This is a genomic window from Arenimonas sp., from assembly GCF_019459675.1.
GTDB lineage: Bacteria > Pseudomonadota > Gammaproteobacteria > Xanthomonadales > Xanthomonadaceae > Arenimonas.
On record NZ_JAIBFH010000321.1, the window covers coordinates 1 to 21,169 of the forward strand.

The following is a 21,169-nucleotide window of genomic DNA, read 5'->3' on the forward strand; positions in this document are numbered from 1 at the left end:
GGGGGGGGGGGGGCCGCCCCCCCCCCCGCCCCCGCCCGGGGGCCGGTGCCGGCGGACCCGGTGGCCCAAGGGTCGGCGTTCGTGTTGTAAATGCGACCTATTCGCATTAAAGTGGCGCCGCCGCGGCCCGTGCCGCACACCAGAACCTTTCGCCATGACGTCCCGATCTGCCCTCCGCCCTGCCCCGCTGGCCGCTGCCCTGGCCCTGATCCTGTCCCCAACGCTGGCTGCCGCCGCCGCCCCTGACGCCGACGCAACCGCATCGGGTGCACAGCCGACCACCCAGCTCGCCACCATCGAGGTGACCGGCAAGGTTGATTACCGGTACGTCCAGAAGACCACCTTGACCGCGACCCGGACCGACACCGACCTGCTCGACGTGCCCCAGGCGGTGACCGTCATCACCCAAGACCTCATCCGGGACTTGGGCATTCAGGGGATGGCCGATGCGGTGCGCTATGTCCCGGGGATCAGCGTCACCCAGGGCGAAGGCAATCGCGACGGCCTGGTGTTTCGTGGCAACAGCTCGACGGCGGATCTGTTCGTGGATGGATTGCGCGATGACACGCAGTACTACCGCGATACGTACAACATCGAGCGCATTGAAGCCTTCAAGGGCCCCAATGCGATGATCTTCGGTCGCGGCAGCCCCGGCGGCCTGCTCAACCGCGTCACCAAAGTGCCGGGCGCGGACCCCGCCCGCGAGATTGGCCTGCAGATCGGTTCGTGGAACAAGCGCCGCCTGACGGCCGACCTCAACCAGCCGCTCAATGACCGTGCGGCCTTCCGTGTCTCCGGTGTTTATGAGGATTCCGACGGCTTTCGCGACGGGTTCGAACTGCGCCGCAAGGGGCTGAACCCCACGCTATCGCTGAGGCCGACCGACACCACGGTGGTCACGCTGGGCTACGAGGTTTTCCGCGATGAGCGCACGGCAGATCGCGGCATCCCCAGCCTGTCCGCCGCCCAAGCGTTCGACGGCACGCGCTATCCGGTCAGCACGGACCGGGAGACGTTCTTTGGCGATCCCCAGGGCAGTCCGGCATCGGTGGACGTCAACGCGTTTACCGCGCTGATCGAACACGACTTCGGCGGGGCGTTCCTGCGCAACCGGTTCCGCTATGCGGACTACGACAAGTTCTATCAGAACGTGTTCCCCGGCAACGTCAATGCGGCCGGCACCACCGTGGCGCTCTCGGCGTACAACAACGACACCCGACGCGAGAATGCATTCAACCAGACGGACCTGACGTTTGACCTGGCCACCGGCGCCGTCGAACACCGCTTCCTGATTGGCGCCGAAATCGGTCGTCAGGAAACGAGCAACGAGCGTCGCAGCGGCCGCTTCGCGCCGGGTCAGTCCGTCTGCCTGCCCGGGAGCTCGGCCAGCACTTGTCTGGTGGCGTTGTCGGATCCGAACGTGCGGCTGTCGGTGGACTATGCGAACAACAGCGCCGGCGGCAGCGGTGATGCCCGAAACGCCGGTGTCACCCGATTCGCCGCGCTCTACGCCCAGGACCAGATCACCCTTTCGCCAGAGTGGGAAGCGGTCCTGGGTGTTCGGTGGGATCGGTTTAATGTGGACTTCACCGACCAGCGCAACGGGGTGTCGCCGGCCAATCGCGACCTATCCTCGTCCGACGATTTGTTCTCGCCCCGGGTCGGATTGGTCTATCAGCCGGCCGACCAGCTCTCGTTCTATGCCAGCTACGGAGTCACGTACTTGCCCCGCTCGGGCGAGCAGCTGGCATCGCTGACGCCGGGTACGCAAGCCCTGGATCCCGAAGAGTTCAAGAACTACGAGATCGGCGCGAAGTGGGACATCACGCCGCGCTTGAGCGCGACGGCGGCCGCCTTCCGGCTCGGCCGCAGCAATGTGGCGGTGGTCGATCCGATCGACCCGACCCAGATGATCCTGTTCGAGGGCGACAGCCAGCGAACCGAGGGACTGGAGCTCTCGCTCAGTGGTGAAATCACGCCGACCTGGCAGGTGGTGGCCAGCTACACCTATCAGGATGCGGTGATCACGCGCGATATCCGCACCGGCCCCACGAGTGTCACGCCGGAGGGTACGGAGCTGGCCCAGTCCCCCAAGCACATGGCCGGGCTCTGGAACCGCTTCGAACTCTCGGAACGCTGGGGGCTCGGGTTGGGTGCAATTTACCGAAGCCGGTCCTTTGCTTCGACCAGCAACCAGGTGACGCTGCGGAGCTACAGTCGCTTCGACGGCGCCGTGTACTACGCCGTCAACGAGAATGTCGACCTGCAGCTGAATGTCGAGAACCTCTTCGACAAGACCTACTTCCCGTCCGCGCACAGCGATAGCAACATTACGCCCGGCGCGCCGCGCAGCTACTATCTCAGTGCGCGATTCGCGTTCTAGCCGATGCATGGGTCAGGCAGGGATTGCGACGCCGACCCACAGCCCGCGGGCGCAGGCCACGCAGGCTCCGGAAGGGTTAGCGTTCTGACACTAGCCGGCGGGGCCCAGGCCGGGAAGGCGAACCGGAATGCTCTCCTGCTCGCACCCTGCCCGGGTACCCGCATCGCGAATTCCGTTGGCAACGGCGTTCCAACCTAATCGCAGCGCGTTTCGAGACATGGCCGCGCACGCGGCCGGCGAGACCTCGACCCGTCTTCCACCGCACGCGATGGGGTCCATCAACCACGGGTGCAGTCCCGCAGTTGCCGGGTCCGCCTGCTGTATGACCAAGGCGATCCGGAACCCGCCTTCATCGATGTCGCCCCAGTGATAGGCCGTGGCCCGCGGCGGCAAGGCCGCTCGGATCCGGGCATAGGCGCGGCACCACGCCGGCGATGGCATGCCGCCGGTGTAGAGGATGAGTCCGTCGGTGCGGGCCCCAAGCGCCATTGCCGCGACGTGGAAGGTGGTCAGGTTCTCGATGGTGAGGATCCACGCGGGCGCGCCGGCGTAGCCGATAACCGCCGACGGTGAGACGCCCACATAGGGCCGCACGATCCGGCACGCCTCGCCTGGGAGCAGGATCTTGCCGTGCCCTGAGACGAGGAACGGTTGTGGCTCTTTGCGCAAACCGATGCGTGCGAAGACTTCTTCGGCGTGGCGCGCGGGGGCCTGCACGTCCTCGGCGGTCAGCACGTCGACGTGCCGCTGCAACGCCTCGATCCGCTTGCTGTGCGCGAACAGCTCGACGCTGACCTGCCGCAGGACGCGGTCCTCCGCCGGCTGCCCGCGAAGGTGGCAGACCAGCCGCGCGGCGTCCGCGAAGTCCGGCGCGGCGTCAGGCCCCATTCCGCGCACCGTGCGCAGGGCCCGCCAGGTGGCCAGCAGGGTCGGGATCGGCAGTTCCGACGCCGCCCAGGGGGCCAACACACGTTCGGCAGTGTCCACCTGATCGGCGACGGTGGGACGGCCCAGGTGCGCGGCCAGGTGCCGCAGGCTGACCAATACCACGCCATCGAGGGGGCGTTCGTCGCCGCCCAGTTTCGACCACTCCAGGCGCACCGCCCCAGCCGTCTCGGCCGCGCGCATGCGCTCATGCAGGAGGACCCGGTCATCCAGCGTGAGCGCCCAGTACGGACTTTGGGTGTCCTTGAACGAGGCCCGAATTGTCCGCGTGCTCGCCGCGTGCAGTGCCCTCTCGCCGCGCGCCAGCAATTGCTCAAGCGTCGCTTGGCTCAGATCCATCGCCTCGCTCCCTGGCCAGCCTTGCCATCTCCTGTTCGACCAACTCCGGGTGGTACATCGGGTTGTCGCTGGCCAGCAGCTCGCGCGTGGCGTCGGTCAGCACCGTGCAGTCCATCTGGATCGTCTTTCCACCGTAACGGCCCATGTCGTAGTAGACGTTCAGGAACGACGAGAGTTTCGGCTGGTCGGTCTCGGGGCCGGCCATGATCAGCTGCAGGCCGAGGGAGTTGAGGTACTGCGCGGCCGCACGGACATTCTGCGTATCCATCTTGTCGAACGCCTCGTCGAGCAGCATGATCCCGCCGCCGCCGTTGTGCCCCTGTACCTTGCCATACGCCGCCGCCAGTGCCGCGCCGAAGATCACGTACAAGGGCGTGCGATGCTCGCCACCGGACCCGGGGCCGAAACGCTTGCTCAGCAGGCCAATGACTTTGCCCTCGCGACTGATCTCGACATCAAAGCTGAAAAAGCGCCGGTAGTCGGCCAACGGACTGCCGTCCTGCAGCAATACCGAGCTGGCGTCGCCCTCCATCAGCTCCCTAAACGCCTCCGGCACCTGGCCGGCCTCGCCAAACAGTCCGTTGTCGCCTCCGACCTCCCGGACCCGCTGCAGGAAGTCGTACAAGGGGCGGTGCAGGTCGACTACCCGGGAGCGGAACTGATAGCGCTCGTTGTTGGAGAACGGCGGTGCGTTCTTCAGCACCAGGTTCAGACCGCGCATTTGCTCGTCCACGCGGTCGAAACCCGACAGCAGTGCTTGTGCGACGTCGGTCCGGAAGATCTCCAGGGCCCGCTGGTAAGCCTCCTCGGATTCCTCCAGCCGCGCAGCCAGTTCGGTCTCCTCCAGCCGCTGGCGCTCGCGCTGGATAAAGCGCTGGGCCGGAATCCACTGGCCGTCCAGGCCCTCGGCGGCCAGGTGGTATTGGGCCACATAGGCCGCCAGCAAAGACCAGGCCTCTCGATCCGCGCTGGCGGCGCTCGAGCGCGCCCGCTGGATGGCCGCCTCGCAGGCCTGCATCCGGGCGTCCATGACCGGGTGGCGCTCGTCCAGGCGCGCCCGATGGCGATCTACCTCCTGCGCGTCGTACAGCGCATCCTGCCGGGCCGTGCGCTCGGTGCCGGCGGCCAGCGCGAGCTGCCCGGCTAGCTCGTTGACGGTCCGCTGCGACGTCTCCAGTCGCTGTTTGAGGGTGGTCACCCGTTCGAGCCCCTGGCTTTCCTGGCGCTTGGCCTCGACGGCGGCCAGGCGCGCCGCGGTGACGGCGTCCTGCAAAGACCGGGTTCCCGGCGTGGCGGTGGTGGCGAGGCGCTCGGTCAAGTCCTGAACCACGGCCTGCCCGGCGGCGATCTCGGCCAGCCGCTGTTCGATATCGTGCTGCGTAACTTGGAGGTTGCCGAACGGCGTGAGTTGCAGCAGGGCACCCTGCAGGGCCTGCTCCTCGGCCTTGCGGGCAGTGGCCAGGCGCGTGCTCTCCTCGAGTTCGGCCTGTGCCTTGCGCCGCTGCGCGTGCGAGTCGGTTCGCCCGATCCGAAGATGCTCGGCACTGGCCAGCCGCCGGCGCTCCACGCCGCTGCCGGTCGCGATCATGCCGGTGCGGGTGAATCCCTTCTGACCTGCCACCAGGTCCGGGAGGGACTCCACGCACATCACCGACCCGAGCTCGCCGCGCAGGTAGGTCACCGCATCCGCATTCTCGCCATCGAGCAGAAGGGCGGCGGGCTGACCTCCCGCCAGGGCCCGGTAAGGCCGCAGGCGCGACGGCAGGGCCAGCTTGACGCCATACACCGCTTGGGTGCCGCGCAGGCCCTCATAGGCCCGTACGGCGGCGATTTCCTTCCCCCGGGGCACCAGCAGCGCCTGTACGTGCGGCCCCAGATACGCCTCGATCACCGGCTGCCACGCCGGCGCCGAGATCCGCACCAGATCGCAAACCGGGGTGCAGTCAATTCCCGCCTCGGTGAGCTCGCGCTGGAGGCGAGCGACCTCAGGGTTGAGCTCAGCCAAGCCCCGGTTTGAGCGCTCCAGGGCCAAGGCCGCGTCTTTGCGCCGGGCCTCGGCCTCCTTGTATTCGGCCTCGGCCGCGGCCAAGGCACGCCGGACGGCCTGGTACGCCAGCTCGACCTGCCGCAGGGCGCTGGCCACGCTCACGGCGTCCGGGGCCGTGCCGGCGTCCGGCGCCAACCTGCTGTCCAGGTCAGCCAACTGTGTGAGCGCGGCCTCGAACAGGCCTCGCCTCTCGAGAAGCACCGGCAACCCGCCGGCCGTGCGCACCGCCGCCGTCATCGCCTGGACACTGGCGCGCAGCGCTCGCTGCTGCTGCGCCAGGTCCTTCTGGCGGTCACCCAGGTGCTGCGCGCTGCCGGCCTGGCGGGCGTAGTCAGGATCCTGGTTAAGCGTTGCAATCGCCCGCTCCTTCGCCGCGTCGGCCGCCTCAAAAGCAGCCTGCGCTCGGCGGTGCTCGGTTTGGGCGCGATCGAGTTCGCCGGCCAGCGTGGTGACGGTATCGCTCGCCTCCGCCATCGACTCGCCCAGCCGCTCGCTGTCGTACACGGCCCGCAGGCACGCATAGTTCGCTTCCGCAATCCGTTCCCGGCGCACCACCTCGTACTTGCCGCAGACCACGCTGGCCTGGTCAATCTTCTCCTTGGTGAGTCGCACCACGTCGCGCACCTGGCGGAACTGGTCGAGCCTGAGCCGGAACTCGCGCACATTCGTGGGCCGTGCCTCGATCAGGTGGTCGCGCAGCGCCACGCTCAGATCGTCCATGCCCTTGAGCTGCAGCGAGCGCTGGAAGGCATTTCGGAACGCCTGCGGGTTCGGGCGATCGCCAGGCGCCGCCAGGTGTTCGACCAGCAAGCGCCGGGTGAAGTCTTCCCGGTTCGTGGTGAACACGGCGGTGCCGATCGAGCCTGCCTGTCGGCACGCATCGGCCGCCTGTGCCTGGAATCGTTTCCAAGGCAATACCTGCGAGCCACCGCTCCCCTGCTCCAGGAACGAGGCGCTGTCGACGGCCACGCCGGGGAGGATGAACAGCCCCTGGACGATGACTTCCGGACTGTGCGCGCTCGCCGACAGCGCGATGCCCGCGGTGACGACCTGGCCTGACGTCTCGTCGCGAAAGCCCAAGGCCACGTACGTGTTGGCCACATCGCGGCACCGGCCTTCCTCGGACTGGTCAAAGACCCCCAGGCAGTAGTCGCGCAGCGTCCGCGCCCGCTTCTTGCCGTCCGCCTGCGCGTTGAAATGGGTCCGGTGCGCATCCGCCGCCAGCATCACTGCCTGAATGGCGTCGAGCAACGCGGTCTTGCCGGTGCCGTTGGGGCCCAGGAAGGCCGTATTGCGACCCATGGTCAGATCCTGCCGCTCGTACAGGAAGAACTGCACCAACGTCACCGACTCAAGCAGCTTCATCGCTGCCCTCCTCGGGATCAACGCCGTGCGCCGCCAGCTGTAGCAGCGCGGACTCGCCCAGGACATCGACGATGCCGGCGCGAATCACCACGTGGTAGGGCTGCAGCGGGTCCTCCGCACCCTCGATCTTCGCGATGCCGTAGCGACGCAGGGCCTGCAACAGGTCGTCCAATTCGCCTTTGGACGGAAAGGGACGACCGAGCAATTCACCGTAGGCGCGCTCCAGATCCTCCAACCCGACCAGGGCCTCCCCGTCGGTCACGTCCGCCCGGTGGATGGCATCGTCGTAGAGTCGACGAAGCACCAGTGCCAGGCGCGTCTCTGACAGGCGCATGCGTGGGCCCACCCGGTGCCGCGCCAGCGCGACCACGTAGTTGTGATGGTGATTGTGCTGCATCGTGACGCCGAGTCGGTCGAGCACGTCCTTAAACGCGGCGGCGTAGGTCACCAGCAGGTGATACGGGGTCGCGCTGCCGCGATCCGCGGCGTAGACCACCTGTTCGACCAGCAATTGGTAGGCCGCCCGCTCGAAATCGGCGCCGGTGTAACGTCCGTCGGTGGCCTCGGCCAGCCGCTCCCATGAGGCGGTCATGCGGCTTTCTCCCGTTGGATGACAAAACGCCGGTGTTCCACGTAGGGGTTGAGGGTGCGCGGGCCGTCGACGAACTGGATGCGGACCGCCGGCAACATCTGTACGAACGGATCTTGGCGCGCCGCCGCGAGCGGGGCCTCGTTGCGCGAGGCGATCAGCAGCAAGCGCTGGTAGCAACACAAGTCGCTGACGGTCTCAATCTGCAACTGGTCAGAGAACACGGGGGTGGCCCGCTGTAGGTGTCTCGCGACGTAGGCCGCCAGCTTGTCGGGGCGCACCAAGCGAGCGTCCGCCATGCGTTTGCGCAATGACTGCAGGGCCAGTTCCTCGAGCGTGGGGACCCGCGTTTGCACCCGGGTGGCGTCGGGCTCGCGGGTGACCTGCCGAGCCTTGCCCAGCCAACCCTCGCCCGCCAGCTCGCCCGCGGTCCCGGCCGGCAAGGCGCGATCGCCGTCGCGCAGCGACGCCACGCCGGCAATCGCCCGGGCGATCAGTTTGTCAAAATGCCTGGGAGCACGAAGGCGGTAATCCAGATACGCCAAAGCCCGCTGGTTGGCGGCGCGAATCTCGTCATCCAGTCGGCGAAGTTCGTCCTCCACGCTTTCCAGGCGCATCAAACGGCGGGTGTCGCGCTCGAAATAGGCTTCGGCCCGATCCGCGTCGCCCCCGGCGGTGTTGTGTTGGTACCAAGCGACGATGGCCTTCCGCCGCTCCGGGTCGTGTTGAATCTGGAGCGTCAAAGTGACGATGGCGGTCCGATGCTGCAGGGGGTGCGCCTTTGTTCGGAGCTCGTGGTAGTCACCGATGAAATGCCGACGGATGAAGTCATCGAAATAGCCCGCCACGAATTCCCGGGTGCTGGCCACCGATTGCAGCGACGCCATCAGGTCGTACACCGCCACGCCCGTGCTCGCCAGATGCGTCATGCAGTGCTTGGCTTCACGCGCCGCCTTGGCGTAGGCGTCCCCCTTCCCGCCCGCGGCCTCCTGGAGGTTGAGGAATACGGAGCGGACCTCGCTACCGAGGAACTCAGGCTCTTTGGTTCCGAATTCACGCAGCAGCGTATGAAACTGGGCCAGCACCGGGCGAATGGTGGCCATGTCGCGTACGCCGCGTTTGCGCTGGCTCAACCAGCCGCTGTCCCGAAACACGCTGTAGATGCCATGGGCCCGGATGTTGGCTGGGGTATCGGGCGCCGCGCCGTCCTCGGCTTCCCAGGGGTCGCTTACGACCAGGTACGACTCCAGAGCCGCAATCAACTCGCTTTTGGGAACGTCTTCACCGGGCGTACGCGCCCCGTCGCCCCAGAACTCGTCGACCAGGCGACCGAGCAGATCCCAGTAGCGTGTGTTGTTGGCGGCCGCCAAGGGCCGGAACACGGTCCGGGGCAGGCGGTCGAACAGCGTGTTGGCGTTGGGATCAGTCACGGGCATCACAAACGTAACATGAAGTTAAACATAACATGGTGTTTAGTTAAACGCCATGTTATGTTTTTCCCACCTTTCCGCGGGCCTCCCCTTCCCCATGCCGCGCCGCCAAGCCCCTCTGGACCGCCTCAAAGCGATCGAAACCCTGCTGCTTTGGGAGGGTCGAGTCACCAACAGCCGCCTGCGAGAATTTTTCCCAGTGCACGCGGTCCAGGCCAGTCGGGACCTGACCGCGTACCGCGAGCAGGCCGAGCATAACTGCCACCCGGTTCCGGGGGAGCGGGGGTATCGCGCGACCGACTGGGTCAAACCGGTTCTCACCGAAGGATCGTTTCGGGAGTACCAGCAGCTGGTTGGCGCCGCCGGCAGCGAAGGCGGCCTGCAAACGGGCGTCCCGTCGGAATCGGTGCTCGAAGATGCCACGCACACGTCACTTCGAATTTTCCCCGTCGTGCATGCGGCGATTCGCACCGGCCAAGGCGTGGACATCGAGTATCAGTCGCTGCGCCATCCTGAGGGCACGCGTCGGCGCATCTTTCCCCATGCCCTGATCCAGGCCGGGGTGCGCTGGCACGTCCGGGCCTATTGCGAGCGGGCTCAGGCCTTCCGGGATTTCAATCTGGGGCGAGTGCGCAGCGCGACGGCGGTACCGGTCAGCGCCCCGGCTACCGGCGCGGAGGACGTGGAGTGGAACACGCCGGCCACCCTGCGCTTGCGACCGCATCAAGCGCTCACGGCTGCGCAGAGCCAGATGATTCGCCTGGAGTACTTCGAAGGTACGGTGGGGTTGGCGTTGACGCGGCGCGCTCCCTTGGTCCCCTACGTCATCCAGGCCTATCGCGCGGCGCTGGATCCGGACCGCGAGTTGCCGCCGGCGTTTTTGCTGCAGGTTCACGAGCCCGAGCAATTGCCACCCTGTGCCCGCTGGGCGGAGACGTCGGACGGCGGGGTGCTCGGGAGCTAATGGCGTGGGGACAGAACCTTCCGACGCCGTCCGGTATCTGTCCCGGGACCAAAGGAGGCGGAGTTTGGTCTGACATTCCAGATCAGGGGCTGCCGTTGCAGTCGATTCCAGAGACGAACACCAGATGCCAGAATCTAGGTCGCTCATGCATGGAACCTGAGTATGTGGGTGTGTTTACCCGCCCTGATACGTGGTCGCCCCAACTTAGGCGGTTGCCTCAGCGATGACAGCGCGGTTTTGGCTTTGAACGCTCATCACGTCGCTATCCCGCGCAACACGACAGTTGCGTCACATCCTTCGTAAAGGTCTGTGCCGCGAGCTTCAGTCCCTCGACCATGGTGAGGTACGGGAACAGCTGGTCGGCCAACTCGTGCACCGTCATTCGTGCCCGGATGGCGATCGCCGCTGTTTGAATCAGCTCACCCGCCTCAGGAGCTACGGCCTGTACGCCGATCAGGCGGCCGGAATGAGCCTCGGCGACCAGCTTGATGAATCCGCGGGTGTCGAAATTAGCCAGCGCCCGCGGCACGTTGTCGAGCGTCAACGTGCGGCTGGTGGTCTCGATGCCGTCGTGGTGCGCCTGAGCTTCGCTGTAGCCCACGGTAGCGACCTGCGGGTCGGTGAACACCACCGCCGGCATCGCCGTCAGGTCCAGCGCCACATCGCCACCGGTCATGTTGATGGCAGCGCGGGTGCCGGCCGCCGCTGCGACATACACGAACTGTGGCTGGTCGGTACAGTCGCCGGCGGCATAGATGTGCGGTTCGCTGGTGCGCATCCCCTTGTCGATGACGATGGCGCCTTGCGCATTGACGGCCACATTGGCCGCATCAAGGTTGAGCGTACGGGTGTTGGGAGTGCGCCCCGTTGCGGCCAGCAGCCGGTCAACGCGCAGCTCGCCGCGTACGGTAGTCAGCAGGAACTCTCCATCCAGATGGGTGACCCGGCTGGCTTGCGTATGCTCCAGCACCTCAATGCCTTCGTCGAGGAATGCAGCCGAGACAGCTTCGCTGATGGCGGGGTCTTCGCGGAAGAACAGCTTGCTGCGCGCCAGGATAGTCACCTGACTGCCCAGTCGGGCAAAAGCCTGCGCGAGTTCAACCGCCACCACCGACGAACCGATCACCGCCAATCGTTCGGGGATCATGTCTGTGGCCAGCGCGTCGGTCGATGTCCAGAAAGGCGTGTCCTTCAAACCCGGAATCGGCGGAATCGCCGGGCTGGCCCCGGTGGCGATGAGGCAGCGGTCAAAACTCACCTCGCACTGGTCATTCTCAGTGATCGCCACGGCCAGCGTGTGCGCGTCCTTGAACCGGGCTTCCCCGCGCAACACGGTGATGGCGGGGGTGCGCGCCAGGATGCCTTCGTATTTGGCAAGCCGCAGTTCATCGACGCGTCCCTGCTGCTGCGCCAGCAAGCGCTCACGCTGTATCTTCGGCGAGGCGGCGGAAACGCCGCCATCGAAGGGGCTCGTGCGTCGCTGGTGAGCGATATGGGCCGCGCGAATCATGATCTTGGACGGCACGCAGCCGACATTGACGCAGGTGCCGCCAAGGACACTGCGCTCGATCAGCGTCACGCGCGCCCCTTGCTCGACAGCCTTCAGGGCCGCCCCCATTGCCGCGCCGCCACTCCCAATGACCACGACGTGAAGCTTAGACGCACCCTGCGCGTGCTCTGGTTCCCCCACCGGCCGACGTAGGGTGTTCTCCCGCAGGGGGCGCGCCTGGACAAGCTGCGCCCGGTAACCCAGGCCGGATACCGCCTCGGAAAGAGAGTTAACGTCCACGTTTGAATTGACATTGACCTCGATCTCAGCCTGGCGATCTGGGAAGGACACCGAGACCGTGCGCACACCCGGCACGCTCTCCAATGCTTGCCTGACGTGCGCGGCGCACGACCCGCAGGTCATGCCCTCGATGTGCAGCAAGATGGTCTGTGTCATCAGCGCGGACTCACTGCTTGACCGTAGAGGGATAGCCCGCGTTCTCCGTGGCCTCGGTGAGGGCGGCCGGGGTGGTCTTGGTATCGTCGTAGGTCACCACCGCCTCCTTGGGCTCCCAGGTCACCTTGGCCTCGATGACGCCTTCGACCTTTGACAGCGCCACCTTCACGGTGATCGGACAGGTGGCACAGGTCATGCTGGGCACCGACAGCGTAACGGTCTGGGTGGCAGCCCAGACCGGCGCACTCAGACCGACCGTCAGGACGAGCAACGCAAGAAATTTCTTCATGGGTATCTCCTTTCAGTAGAACAGGGGCATGGCATAGGGAAACACGAGGGCCATCAGCACCAGGCCAGCGACGATCCAGAACATCACCTTGTAGGCCAGCCGCACCCGCGGCACGGCGCATGCGTCGTCCGGCGCGCAGGCGGCCACAGGCCGGAATATTCGGCGCCATGCGAAGAAAAGCGCCACGAGCGCTGCGACAATGAAGACCGGTCGGTAGGATTCCAACACGGCCAAGTTGGCGATCCAGGCACCGGAGAATCCCAGCGTGATCAGCACCAGCGGTCCGAGGCAGCAAGTAGAGGCAAGAAGCGCAGCGATGCCGCCGGCGGCCAGCGCGCCGCGACCGGTGCGGAGGTCTGCCATGGGATTCTCCTTCCGAGACTTCGCGTGATGCGCTAACGTTACTTCCGTAGTCAGGTACGGAGTCAAGCGCTATGGCCGACACACCAGACACCCTGACCATTGGAGCCTTTGCCAAGGCCGCCGAGGTCAACGAGGAAACGATCCGTTTCTATCAGCGCAAAGGGCTGCTGCCTGAGCCGGATCGCCCTATCGGTGGTATCCGTCGCTATGGGCCAACGGACGTGGACCGCGTGAGGTTCGTGAAGTCCGCCCAACGACTGGGATTCAATCTGGACGAGGTCGCCCAGCTGCTCAGACTCGAGGACGGCACCCATTGCCACGAAGCGGCCGACCTGGCAGCAGCGCGCCTGAAAGACGTTCGCTTGCGGTTGGCCGACCTCAAGCGCATGGAATCAGCGCTGTCCCGACTGGTAACGGCGTGCAGTTCAAGCCAAGACCACGTGACTTGCCCTTTGATCGCCTCTTTGCACCGACGTACTGCCGCTGACTAATACTGCCTTTAAGGCACGCCAGGCGAGAAAACACGAAGTTGATACGGGACCCTTACAAGGGGTCGCGGTCTGTCCAGACGGAGTTGTGCGTCGTTTCCACGCTGTTCTTCGGATAGCGCTGAAGAGGCCGCGTGACGGCTGCTAGAGCCAACGCCGCGCCCACCAGCCGATCAGCTCCAGGACCGGCGCGTACCAAGGTCGCTGCGTCCAAGCCGCCTTCAGCACCTCTCGGGACTCGGTCAGATCAAGGACGAAGTGCTCCGCCAACGTCGCGTTGAGGGCTGGCGCCTGCCCGAGCAGGTTGATCTCGTCGTTGAGGAAGAAGCTGCGGTAGTCGAAATTGGCGGTGCCGACCGTCGCCCAGTCCCGGTCGACCAGGGCGGTCTTGGCGTGCAGCACCCGTGGTTGGTACTCCCAGATGCGCACCCCCGCGTCGAGCATGTGTGCATAGGCCGCCCGCGCCGCCCATTGCGCGAGCGGAACATCGCTTTTGCCTGGCACCAGCAGACGAACATCTACGCCGCGGCGAGCGGCACTGCACAAGGCCCGCTGGCTGCGCCGGTCCGGTGCGAAGTACGGCGTGGTCAGCCAGAGCCGCTCCCGGGCCTGGTCGAACGCCTCGGTGAACGCGCAGCGCAGGCGATGCCGGCAACGACGCGAACGGTTCGACATCAGTGCCAAAGGCGACCGCGCCGTGCGCGCCGGGCCGCGCGGTGCCCGGGGGTAGTCGTCGAACAACCGGATGGCCTCGGCCACCCGCGGGCCGGTTAGACGGACATGGGTGTCGCGCCAGCGAGCCACCCCCATCGCCCGCTGGGAATTGCGCCGGTCGAGGTTGAATCCGCCCAGGTACGCGACCGCGTCGTCGATAACCAGGAGCTTGCGGTGATTGCGGACGTGGAATTGACCCGGCTGGCGCCACGACCACGGCCGGCTCCAGTGCCACTGCACGCCGGCCGCGATCAGGGCACGGACCCGCTCGGGTGGAATCAGACGCCAAGAGCCCACGGCATCGATACGAACCTGGACCCGCCGGCCGGCCTGTGCCAGATCGGCCAAGGCGGTGAGCATCGGCCCGCCGACGTCATCATCCGCCACGATGTAACACTCCAGACGCGCGTCTCGCGTGGCGCCGGCGAGGTCCGCGTGCATCGCCTCGTAGAGGGCGTCCCCCTCCACGAAGACCGTGGTCGTTTCCGTTATGGATGGCATGGCAATGGCGGGTCAGCGTAGTTCCGGGGATCAGCCTAGCAGCGCGGCCGGGGCCCTGGGCCGCTAGCCCGGAAAGCGGGCGCGTACCTCGGCATCCCGGCCGGCGACCAGCGCCTTGAGCATGCTGCCGCCGCAGCAGGTCCCGTGGTCGCAACCTTCAGCGCCCTGAGGCGCTTTCCCCTGCGCTTGCAGCCGGTCCGTGGTCGGTTTGCATTGACGGCCGGCGCAGCATGGGCCTTATGATTAGGTAATGACCGTGGCGTCACCCAAAAACTAAAGGGGAAAGGAGCGCGGGCTTGGGCTGGTTCCCGCTGCGAATTCCGCCCCACTTCTCCAGCGGTCCGCTCCGGCGGGCCGTTTTCTTTGGGAAGGCCCGGCTCGGACAGCGCGGCGTAGGCCCCGATCCGGATCAGGCAGGGCTCTGCGAGCCCCCGTCATCCCACTGCCCAGGCGACAGCAGCCTGCTTCAGGGGCACGCCGCACGCGATCGGGTCACCGCAGAACCGTTCCCGTCGGCAGGTCAAAATCGACGTCTGCGGAATGCAAGAGGGTGTCTAGTTGTGATTCGGACAGGGCGCCGCGCTGCAAGGCCGCCTCGGCGACCCGCTCAATGGCTTGCCACACCCCGGGTTGCGCGAGATAGCTCCGCGCCTTGTCACAAACCTCAAACCACCGGAGCGGACCCAAGGCCGCACGCACGGCCAGTACATCGCCGTGTGCGTCTCGAAACAACTCATCCTCCGAGACCGTTGCGCCAACGCACTGTCGATACCGTTCCTGCGCGACGTACCCAGCCGCCGCGATGATGGCTTCCTCCAGCGCGTAGTCGATCTCTACATTTCCCGCACCTCGCGCTCGGGCGGCGGCCAGATCGTGGTGACGGTCGTAAATTGCAGCGGCTTGGGTGGCGGTGTGTTCACCGGTCAGTTTCACCGCAATGCAAATGCCGGTCAGGTGGGCAAAGACAATGTGTCCCGCCTCGTGGTACGCCGTGTCGGGGGTCAAGGCAGGGTTCCGATAGGGCCGTTGGGCCCCGATTGGACCATGCGGGAAGATGAAAATCTTCATCCCTGGTTCGGTAGGCCGCCATTCTTTGGGCGCCCTTTCGTTCCCGACTCCCGCCGCTGAAGCTTAGTACTTGAGCATGCCATAGTCCCAAATTGAGACGACGCATTGCATCATCGCCATCCGCGCCCTGAAACGCTTCTGGAAGCGCCATCCGGAGACCGAGCAGCCGCTCCGGGGATCTTGATCCTGTCGTCATCGCCTCCTTGGCCCTCGAATGTCCAGTGGATGGGATCACACTGGCTTCGCCGGCGTCTGCAAGCCGCTCAAGATAGCGCAGGTGCCGCGGCGGCCGCCGCAGCAATCGGCAATGGTGCGTTCCAACTCTTGCGCCATTCGTTGCAGTTCGGCCTGCCGCTCCCGGATCTCGGCGAGGTGGTGGCGCGCGAGCCGGTCCACGTCGCCGCAGGACAGGTCCGGATCCTCCGCCAATCGCATCAGGTCGCGAATCTCGCTCAGGCTGAAGCCCAGTTCCCGGCCGCGGGTGATAAAACGCAACCGTGCCACGTCGTGGTGGCCATAGACCCGATAGCCGTTCCCCGTTCGGACCGGCCCAGGAAGCAGGCCGATGCGCTCGTAGTAGCGGATGGTCTCCAAGTGACAGCCACTGGCGGTGGCGGCTTCACTGATTTTCATTCGCATCCCGCTTGACTCTGTAGTGGCTACGGACTTTACGCTACCCCTCTCCCGCTGCCAACGAAGTGCCCCTGCCATGCCTCAGATCCGCCCTCTGCTCGTACTGCTGAGGCAGCAATGGATCGCAGCGCTCGTGATGGGTCTGGTGCTGCTGCCGGTTCACGCCCAGACACCCCCCGTTGAGCCGCGACAAACGTGGCAAATGCTCGACTACATCGCGGTGGACTATGCCGCTGCCGTCCACGGTGGCCGCATCCTGTCGCCTGGCGAGTATGCGGAGATGCAGGAGTTTGCCAGCGCGGTTCGCACGCAACTCCAAACCCTGCCGGCGAGTCCTCAACAGCCGCGGCTGCTGGCCCGAGCCGACCAGTTGGTCGCGGCGGTGGACCTCAAGGCCGACTCCACCCAGGTCGCCACGCTGGCTCGCGGGATGGCCGACGATTTGTTGGCCGACTATCCCATCGGGGCCGTGCCAGTGTCGCCACCAGAGCCGGCCCGCGTGACGGCGCTCTACGCCCAGCAATGTGCGGCCTGCCACGGTCCGACCGGGCGCGGAGACGGTCTGGCGGGAGCCACCTTGGATCCCCCGCCGATCGCCTTTACCGACGCGGGTCGCGCGGCCCAGCGGACGCCCCTGGCGCTGTATGAAGTGATCTCCCAGGGCGTGCAAGGCACCAGCATGCCCAGCTTTTCGGCGCTGTCGGAATCCGATCGCTGGGCGCTGGCGTTCTACACGGGCAGTCTGGCGTACTCCGCTCGCGCCCGCACCGACGGGGAGACCTTGTGGCGGGCGCGGGCCGACCTCCGTGGCCGCATCCCGACGCTCGAAGCCCTGACCCGGACCCGCGAGGCGGAGCTGGCGGCCACGGTCTCCCCGGCGGAGGCGCACGCCATCGTTGCCTACCTTCGATCACGCCCTGAGGCGGTGAACCAGTCGCCAGGCCGTTCCCATCCGTTCTCCCTCGCCCGCCAACGTATGGCCGCCAGCGAGCGGGCGTATGCCGCCGGCGACACGGCGCAGGCCACAACGTCGGCGTTGTCAGCCTACTTGGACGGCGTAGAGCCGGTTGAGGCGGCCCTGGGTACCCGCGATCCCTCACTGATGCGAGAGATCGAGACGGCCATGGCCCGCTACCGCAGCCAACTCGCTCGCCCCGGTGCCCTGGCGGACGTGAGCGCACAGTCGGCGGAGGTCAACGCGCTGTTGGATCGCGCCGAGGCGGTACTGACGGATACCCGGATGGACACGACCACGGCCTTTCTGGGCAGCTTCACCATCCTGGTGCGGGAAGGTCTGGAAGCGCTCCTGATCGTGATGGGCATGATCGTGTTCCTGCGCAAGGCCGAGCGCGCCGACATCTTGCCGTACGTCCATGCGGGATGGGCCAGCGCCTTGCTGGCCGGCGCGGCAACCTGGGCGGCAGCGACCTACTTGATTGACATCAGCGGTGCCAATCGGGAGCTGACCGAAGGATTATCGGCGCTATTCGCCGCTGCCGTGCTGCTGAGCGTTGGTATCTGGATGCATCAGAAGAGTTTGGCCGGACGCTGGCAGCAGTACCTGCAGGCCAAGTTGTCGAAGGCGTTGACGCGGCGATCGGCTCTCTTCTTGTTCGTGCTTGCGTTCATCGTGGTGTATCGCGAAGTGTTTGAGACCATCCTGTTCTTCATCGCGATGTGGAGCGAAGCGGTCTCCGGCGCCATCCTTGCTGGCTTCGCGGCCGGATGTTTGGTCTTGGCCGCGGTGGCCTATTGGATGGTTCGCGCCAGCGCACGTCTTCCCGTCGGCCGGTTCTTCTCGATCAGTTCGCTCCTGATCGCCGTACTGGCCGTCGTCTTGGCGGGCAAAGGCGTGGCTGCCCTTCAGGAGGCGGGTTGGGTCACCCAAGCAGGGGTGACGGGGCCACGCATCGAATGGCTGGGCGTGTACCCGTCCTGGGAGTCCTTGTTGGTGCAGTTGGGCGTGGCGACGCTGGCGATCATTGGCTTCATAACCAACACCCGGTCGCTGAAAGCGTCGGCCGCATCTTCCTCGCGCTCATGAGCTGCCCAAGGGACTTGCGATATTGCCGCCGCGCCGCGACCTCCGCGTGCGCCGCACTCCTCCTGAACAGCGTGCCGTGGCCAATGCATGGCCTGCGCGCCGAGTTCGCCTCGGGCTGGGGCCTTGCCGCTCGGTGGCCCACGTTGGGTGATCTCTGCGGTTCATGCTCGCCCGCCAACGGAGAAAGCCATGAGTGACTGCGGTTGCCACCACGATGCCAAGAACGCGCAAGAGCGCCGCATCCTGAAGATTGCGTTGGCTCTCAATGCCGCGATGGCGGTGATCGGCGGCATCGCCGGTTGGATCGCCGACTCGACCGGACTGCTGGCCGATGCACTGGACATGCTGTCGGATGCCATCGCCTACGCGATCGGGTTGGTCGCCATTGGACGCGCCGCGCGTTTCAAAGCCAATGCGGCCTGGCTCAGCGGTAGCATCTTGCTGGTGTTGGGTTTGGGCGTGCTGGCCGAGGTCGGGCGCCGGGTGGTTCACGGCGCCGAACCGGCCAGCAGTTGGATGATTGGGACGGCACTGCTGTCTTTGGCGGTCAATGTCACCGTGTTGCGCTTGCTCGCGCCGCTGAAGACGGGAGAGGTGCACCTGCGCGCGACGTGGCTGTTCACCCGCGCCGACGTTGTGGCGAACGTGGGGGTCATCCTTGCGGGCGGTCTGGTCCTGTGGCTCGACTCGCCCTATCCCGATTTCATGATCGGCACGTTGATCGGCCTGTATGTCATCAAGGAATCCTTCGAGATTCTGCGCGATGCCCGCCGTGCCCGGCAGGGGGCTGGCACATGAGGCAGCCTGACCGGTCAAAACGAACCGGCGACGCCCTGCGCGCTGGCGACGTTCATGCGCGGCAGGGAGCGCCCGGAGTGGAGGGAATCCGCACGAGCGCCATCGCATGGCTGCTGCTCTCGCTGGCGGTGCTGTTGTTGGACCAAGCCACCAAGTGGTGGGCGATGACGGCGATCCCCGATGACGTGGCCATCGCTGTCGTGGAAGGGTGGTGGAACTGGCGTCGTTCCTACAATCCCGGTGCGGCGTTTGGTTTGCTGGGCGGTGCGGGAGGCTGGCAGCGGCCGGTGCTTGCGGCATTGGCGCTGGGCGTGTCCGCTTACCTGGTGTACTCGCTTTACCGCCTGCCCCGACGGGCATGGCGACTGGCGGTTCCGTACGCCTTGGTGATTGGTGGTGCTTTGGGCAATGCGGCCGATCGGCTCAGTCGGGGGCAGGTCGTCGACTTCATTCAGTGGTACTGGCGGGACTTCTTCTGGCCCACCTTCAATGTGGCCGATATGGCCATCGTCATCGGGGCGGTGGCGATCGCGGCGAACGGCCTGATGCCACCGAAGCTGTCGCAAGGACAGGCGTCATGAAGTCTTTCTCGGCACGCCGGATGCGGCGGTGGCCTGGCATCGACTGGGCTGTCGGCTCCCGGCGACCTTGGAGCCCCTTGAGGCCCTTCACGCCCGCGATTTGTTTGCAGCTCCCCGTAATCTCATGTCCTCCTGAACGCGATGCGGCGTGCAGAGGAGAATGAAATTGTGTAACTCCAGTGCCGTCAGATAAGCTGCCGCAGCCATGCGTACTTCCCCTCCCCTGCTGATGGCCCGACTTCGCGCATCCGTGCGGGTGGCCGCGTGGGTGCTGTTGGTGTTCCTGCTCAAGGTGGGCATGGTCGCGGCTTGCACGGTAGATGAGATGCAGGACAGCACCTGGGGGGCGACCAGCACCCAGGGGCCGGCGGCCGATACCGCCCTGACGCCCGATGCGTCGGCAGCGGACGATCCTTCGTCGCTCCTCTCGCATGCCGCGGGCGGCTGCCTGGACTGCCATTGCCATCATGCGGCGGCCCTGCCGCCCGTGGTCGTCCTTCTGGCCGGACCGCCGGCCATGGCCCGCGTTCTACCCGTTCCGATCGCCATGCCGATCGGTCCCGCACGCAACGAGCTTCGCCCTCCCATTCTCTGAGCCCTCTCGTTTTCGCTCCCTGACGCCGAGGCGTCGGGGTCGACGTGTGCTCAGAGGATGTTTCCATGCGTTTTATCCCTCCCCCGCGACGCTTGCGCGTCGTGTCGTTGCCGATGATCGTTCTGCTCCTGGCGGGCGCGTTGGCCGCGCCCCTCCATGCCGCCGCGCCCGCGGCGTCTCCCATTGCCCTGCGCGAAGCCGTCACCGCGGCCTGGCGCGCCCATCCCAGCGCCCGGGCCACAGACGCTACCTTGGCCGCCGCCCGCGCCCGTGCCGACGCTGCCGGCCGTCCGCTTTACAACCCCGAAGTCCAGTTTGCGGCCGATGACGAAGGCACAGACCGCACCACCACCGCCGGCGTCAGCCTGGCGCTGGACCTGAGCGGCAAACGCCGCGCCCGTCGAGATGCCGCGGCAGCGCAGCTGGACGTTGCCGTGGCCCAGGCCCGGCTCAGTCGCCGTGATTTCGTGGCCGCTTGGCTGGTGGGTTGGGCGGATTGGCAAAGCGCGTCACGGCGTGTGCAGCAAGGCGAGCAGCGCCTGGCGCTGATCTCCCGATTCGCCGATCTGGCCGACAAGCAGTTCGGCGTGGGCGACATCTCCTCCCTCGAACGGGACCTGGCCCGGCTGGCCCGCGACGAAGCCGAAGCGGAACAGGCGGCGCTGCTGGCCGAAGCCGCCGAGGCCGAGGAGGCCTTCCGCAACGTGGGCGGACAGCCCGACGCCGTGGCCTCGGACCCGGCGTGGTCGCAGGCGCTGCCGGACGTGGCGCCCGCGCCCACGACCTGGGAGGCCCTGCCGGAATGGCAGATCGCGCAGGCCCAGTCCGAAGGGGCAGCGCGTCAGGTCACCGTCGCCCAACGCGACCGGGTTCCTGACCCGACGCTCGCGCTCACCGGCGGCCGCATCGACTTCGGCCCGGCGTCGGACAATGTGGTGGGTGTATCGCTCAGCGTCCCGCTGTTCGTGCGCAACCCATACCGGGCCGAGGTTGTGGCCGCGCTCGCTGATGCCGATGCCGCGGCGGCGCAGGCCGATGTGACCGGAGCACAGTTGGCCTCACGGGCCCAGCGCACGGCGGCCAGGGCT

At 66.5% G+C, this 21,169-nt stretch carries 18 protein-coding genes; 8 read left to right on the forward strand and 10 right to left on the reverse strand.

Going from position 1 to position 21,169, the window contains the following annotated elements:
* Positions 1-154 precede the first annotated feature (154 nt).
* Positions 155-2,383 (forward strand): TonB-dependent siderophore receptor, encoded by a 2,229-nt coding sequence (locus tag K0M70_RS10835; protein ID WP_290781877.1) that lies wholly within the window; start codon positions 155-157, stop codon positions 2,381-2,383.
* A 90-nt stretch (positions 2,384-2,473) separates the two neighbouring features.
* Here K0M70_RS10835 and K0M70_RS10840 read toward each other — a convergent pair whose 3' ends face one another.
* From K0M70_RS10840 to K0M70_RS10855, 4 genes are read right to left on the reverse strand one after another with little or no spacing between them, the layout of a single operon-like run.
* Positions 2,474-3,667, reverse strand: a complete 1,194-nt coding sequence (locus K0M70_RS10840; protein WP_052575143.1) for a Wadjet anti-phage system protein JetD domain-containing protein — start codon at positions 3,665-3,667, stop codon at positions 2,474-2,476.
* The gene (locus tag K0M70_RS10845) at positions 3,642-7,079 is read right to left on the reverse strand and encodes an SbcC/MukB-like Walker B domain-containing protein (RefSeq protein ID WP_290781878.1); all 3,438 of its coding nucleotides are present in this window, start codon (positions 7,077-7,079) and stop codon (positions 3,642-3,644) included. Before K0M70_RS10845 ends, K0M70_RS10840 begins: the two co-directional genes overlap by 26 nt.
* A complete protein-coding gene (locus K0M70_RS10850; RefSeq protein WP_034211201.1) occupies positions 7,066-7,671 on the reverse strand; it encodes a DUF4194 domain-containing protein in 606 nt (201 codons plus the stop codon). Before K0M70_RS10850 ends, K0M70_RS10845 begins: the two co-directional genes overlap by 14 nt.
* Positions 7,668-9,098, reverse strand: a complete 1,431-nt coding sequence (locus tag K0M70_RS10855; RefSeq protein WP_290781879.1) for a Wadjet anti-phage system protein JetA family protein — start codon at positions 9,096-9,098, stop codon at positions 7,668-7,670. The genes K0M70_RS10850 and K0M70_RS10855 overlap by 4 nt, the downstream gene beginning before the upstream one ends.
* Positions 9,099-9,297: 199 nt before the next feature.
* Here K0M70_RS10855 and K0M70_RS10860 point away from each other — a divergent pair, with 199 nt between their 5' ends.
* Entirely contained in the window at positions 9,298-10,062 is a 765-nt protein-coding gene (locus tag K0M70_RS10860) for a WYL domain-containing protein (protein WP_290781880.1), read from the forward strand.
* 262 nt (positions 10,063-10,324) lie between these two features.
* Here the strand turns inward: K0M70_RS10860 and merA are convergent, their stop codons facing one another.
* The 3 genes from merA to merT are packed head-to-tail and all read right to left on the reverse strand — an operon-like array spanning position 10,325 to position 12,659.
* Positions 10,325-12,007 carry a mercury(II) reductase gene (gene merA, locus K0M70_RS10865; RefSeq protein ID WP_290781881.1) on the reverse strand — a complete coding sequence of 561 codons (1,683 nt, stop codon included), beginning with the start codon at positions 12,005-12,007 and terminating at the stop codon, positions 10,325-10,327.
* A 10-nt stretch (positions 12,008-12,017) separates the two neighbouring features.
* Positions 12,018-12,296: a mercury resistance system periplasmic binding protein MerP gene (gene merP, locus K0M70_RS10870; RefSeq protein ID WP_034211205.1), complete on the reverse strand. Its 279-nt coding sequence runs from the start codon at positions 12,294-12,296 to the stop codon at positions 12,018-12,020.
* A gap of 12 nt (positions 12,297-12,308) precedes the next feature.
* Positions 12,309-12,659, reverse strand: a complete 351-nt coding sequence (merT, locus tag K0M70_RS10875) for a mercuric ion transporter MerT (RefSeq protein WP_290781882.1) — start codon at positions 12,657-12,659, stop codon at positions 12,309-12,311.
* 71 nt (positions 12,660-12,730) lie between these two features.
* Between merT and merR the strand changes: the two genes are divergently transcribed.
* On the forward strand, positions 12,731-13,150 hold the full coding sequence (gene merR / locus K0M70_RS10880) for an Hg(II)-responsive transcriptional regulator (protein WP_290781883.1): 420 nt from the start codon (positions 12,731-12,733) through the stop codon (positions 13,148-13,150).
* Positions 13,151-13,291: 141 nt separating this feature from the next.
* Here the strand turns inward: merR and K0M70_RS10885 are convergent, their stop codons facing one another.
* The 3 genes from K0M70_RS10885 to K0M70_RS10895 all read right to left on the reverse strand — a co-directional run bounded on the left by K0M70_RS10885 (position 13,292) and on the right by K0M70_RS10895 (position 16,063).
* Positions 13,292-14,362, reverse strand: a complete 1,071-nt coding sequence (locus K0M70_RS10885) for a phospholipase D-like domain-containing protein (RefSeq protein ID WP_290781884.1) — start codon at positions 14,360-14,362, stop codon at positions 13,292-13,294.
* A gap of 492 nt (positions 14,363-14,854) precedes the next feature.
* Entirely contained in the window at positions 14,855-15,430 is a 576-nt protein-coding gene (locus K0M70_RS10890; protein WP_034211208.1) for a hypothetical protein, read from the reverse strand.
* A 231-nt stretch (positions 15,431-15,661) separates the two neighbouring features.
* On the reverse strand, positions 15,662-16,063 hold the full coding sequence (locus K0M70_RS10895; protein WP_290781885.1) for a helix-turn-helix domain-containing protein: 402 nt from the start codon (positions 16,061-16,063) through the stop codon (positions 15,662-15,664).
* Positions 16,064-16,139: 76 nt separating this feature from the next.
* Here K0M70_RS10895 and K0M70_RS10900 point away from each other — a divergent pair, with 76 nt between their 5' ends.
* The 5 genes from K0M70_RS10900 to K0M70_RS10920 all read left to right on the forward strand — a co-directional run.
* The gene (locus K0M70_RS10900; RefSeq protein ID WP_290781886.1) at positions 16,140-18,107 is read left to right on the forward strand and encodes an FTR1 family protein; all 1,968 of its coding nucleotides are present in this window, start codon (positions 16,140-16,142) and stop codon (positions 18,105-18,107) included.
* A 189-nt stretch (positions 18,108-18,296) separates the two neighbouring features.
* Positions 18,297-18,905 (forward strand): cation diffusion facilitator family transporter, encoded by a 609-nt coding sequence (locus K0M70_RS10905; protein WP_290781887.1) that lies wholly within the window; start codon positions 18,297-18,299, stop codon positions 18,903-18,905.
* Positions 18,902-19,486 carry a signal peptidase II gene (lspA, locus tag K0M70_RS10910; RefSeq protein ID WP_290781888.1) on the forward strand — a complete coding sequence of 195 codons (585 nt, stop codon included), beginning with the start codon at positions 18,902-18,904 and terminating at the stop codon, positions 19,484-19,486. Before K0M70_RS10905 ends, lspA begins: the two co-directional genes overlap by 4 nt.
* Before the next feature lie 205 nt (positions 19,487-19,691).
* On the forward strand, positions 19,692-20,081 hold the full coding sequence (locus K0M70_RS10915) for a hypothetical protein (protein WP_290781889.1): 390 nt from the start codon (positions 19,692-19,694) through the stop codon (positions 20,079-20,081).
* Positions 20,082-20,182: 101 nt separating this feature from the next.
* Positions 20,183-21,169, forward strand: a 987-nt coding sequence (locus K0M70_RS10920; RefSeq protein WP_290781890.1) for a TolC family protein, incomplete at its 3' end; no start/stop codon positions are given.

What these genes read in the sequence shown, in the direction of transcription:
- K0M70_RS10835 (WP_290781877.1), top strand. Translation starts at nt 155, where the DNA reads ATGACGTCCCGATCTGCCCTCCGCCCTGCCCCGCTGGCCGCTGCCCTG.
- K0M70_RS10840 (WP_052575143.1), bottom strand. Translation starts at nt 3,667, where the DNA reads ATGGATCTGAGCCAAGCGACGCTTGAGCAATTGCTGGCGCGCGGCGAG.
- K0M70_RS10845 (WP_290781878.1), bottom strand. Translation starts at nt 7,079, where the DNA reads ATGAAGCTGCTTGAGTCGGTGACGTTGGTGCAGTTCTTCCTGTACGAG.
- K0M70_RS10850 (WP_034211201.1), bottom strand. Translation starts at nt 7,671, where the DNA reads ATGACCGCCTCATGGGAGCGGCTGGCCGAGGCCACCGACGGACGTTAC.
- merA (WP_290781881.1), bottom strand. Translation starts at nt 12,007, where the DNA reads ATGACACAGACCATCTTGCTGCACATCGAGGGCATGACCTGCGGGTCG.
- merP (WP_034211205.1), bottom strand. Translation starts at nt 12,296, where the DNA reads ATGAAGAAATTTCTTGCGTTGCTCGTCCTGACGGTCGGTCTGAGTGCG.
- merT (WP_290781882.1), bottom strand. Translation starts at nt 12,659, where the DNA reads ATGGCAGACCTCCGCACCGGTCGCGGCGCGCTGGCCGCCGGCGGCATC.
- merR (WP_290781883.1), top strand. Translation starts at nt 12,731, where the DNA reads ATGGCCGACACACCAGACACCCTGACCATTGGAGCCTTTGCCAAGGCC.
- K0M70_RS10885 (WP_290781884.1), bottom strand. Translation starts at nt 14,362, where the DNA reads ATGCCATCCATAACGGAAACGACCACGGTCTTCGTGGAGGGGGACGCC.
- K0M70_RS10890 (WP_034211208.1), bottom strand. Translation starts at nt 15,430, where the DNA reads ATGAAGATTTTCATCTTCCCGCATGGTCCAATCGGGGCCCAACGGCCC.
- K0M70_RS10895 (WP_290781885.1), bottom strand. Translation starts at nt 16,063, where the DNA reads ATGAAAATCAGTGAAGCCGCCACCGCCAGTGGCTGTCACTTGGAGACC.
- K0M70_RS10900 (WP_290781886.1), top strand. Translation starts at nt 16,140, where the DNA reads ATGCCTCAGATCCGCCCTCTGCTCGTACTGCTGAGGCAGCAATGGATC.
- K0M70_RS10905 (WP_290781887.1), top strand. Translation starts at nt 18,297, where the DNA reads ATGAGTGACTGCGGTTGCCACCACGATGCCAAGAACGCGCAAGAGCGC.
- lspA (WP_290781888.1), top strand. Translation starts at nt 18,902, where the DNA reads ATGAGGCAGCCTGACCGGTCAAAACGAACCGGCGACGCCCTGCGCGCT.
- K0M70_RS10915 (WP_290781889.1), top strand. Translation starts at nt 19,692, where the DNA reads ATGCGTACTTCCCCTCCCCTGCTGATGGCCCGACTTCGCGCATCCGTG.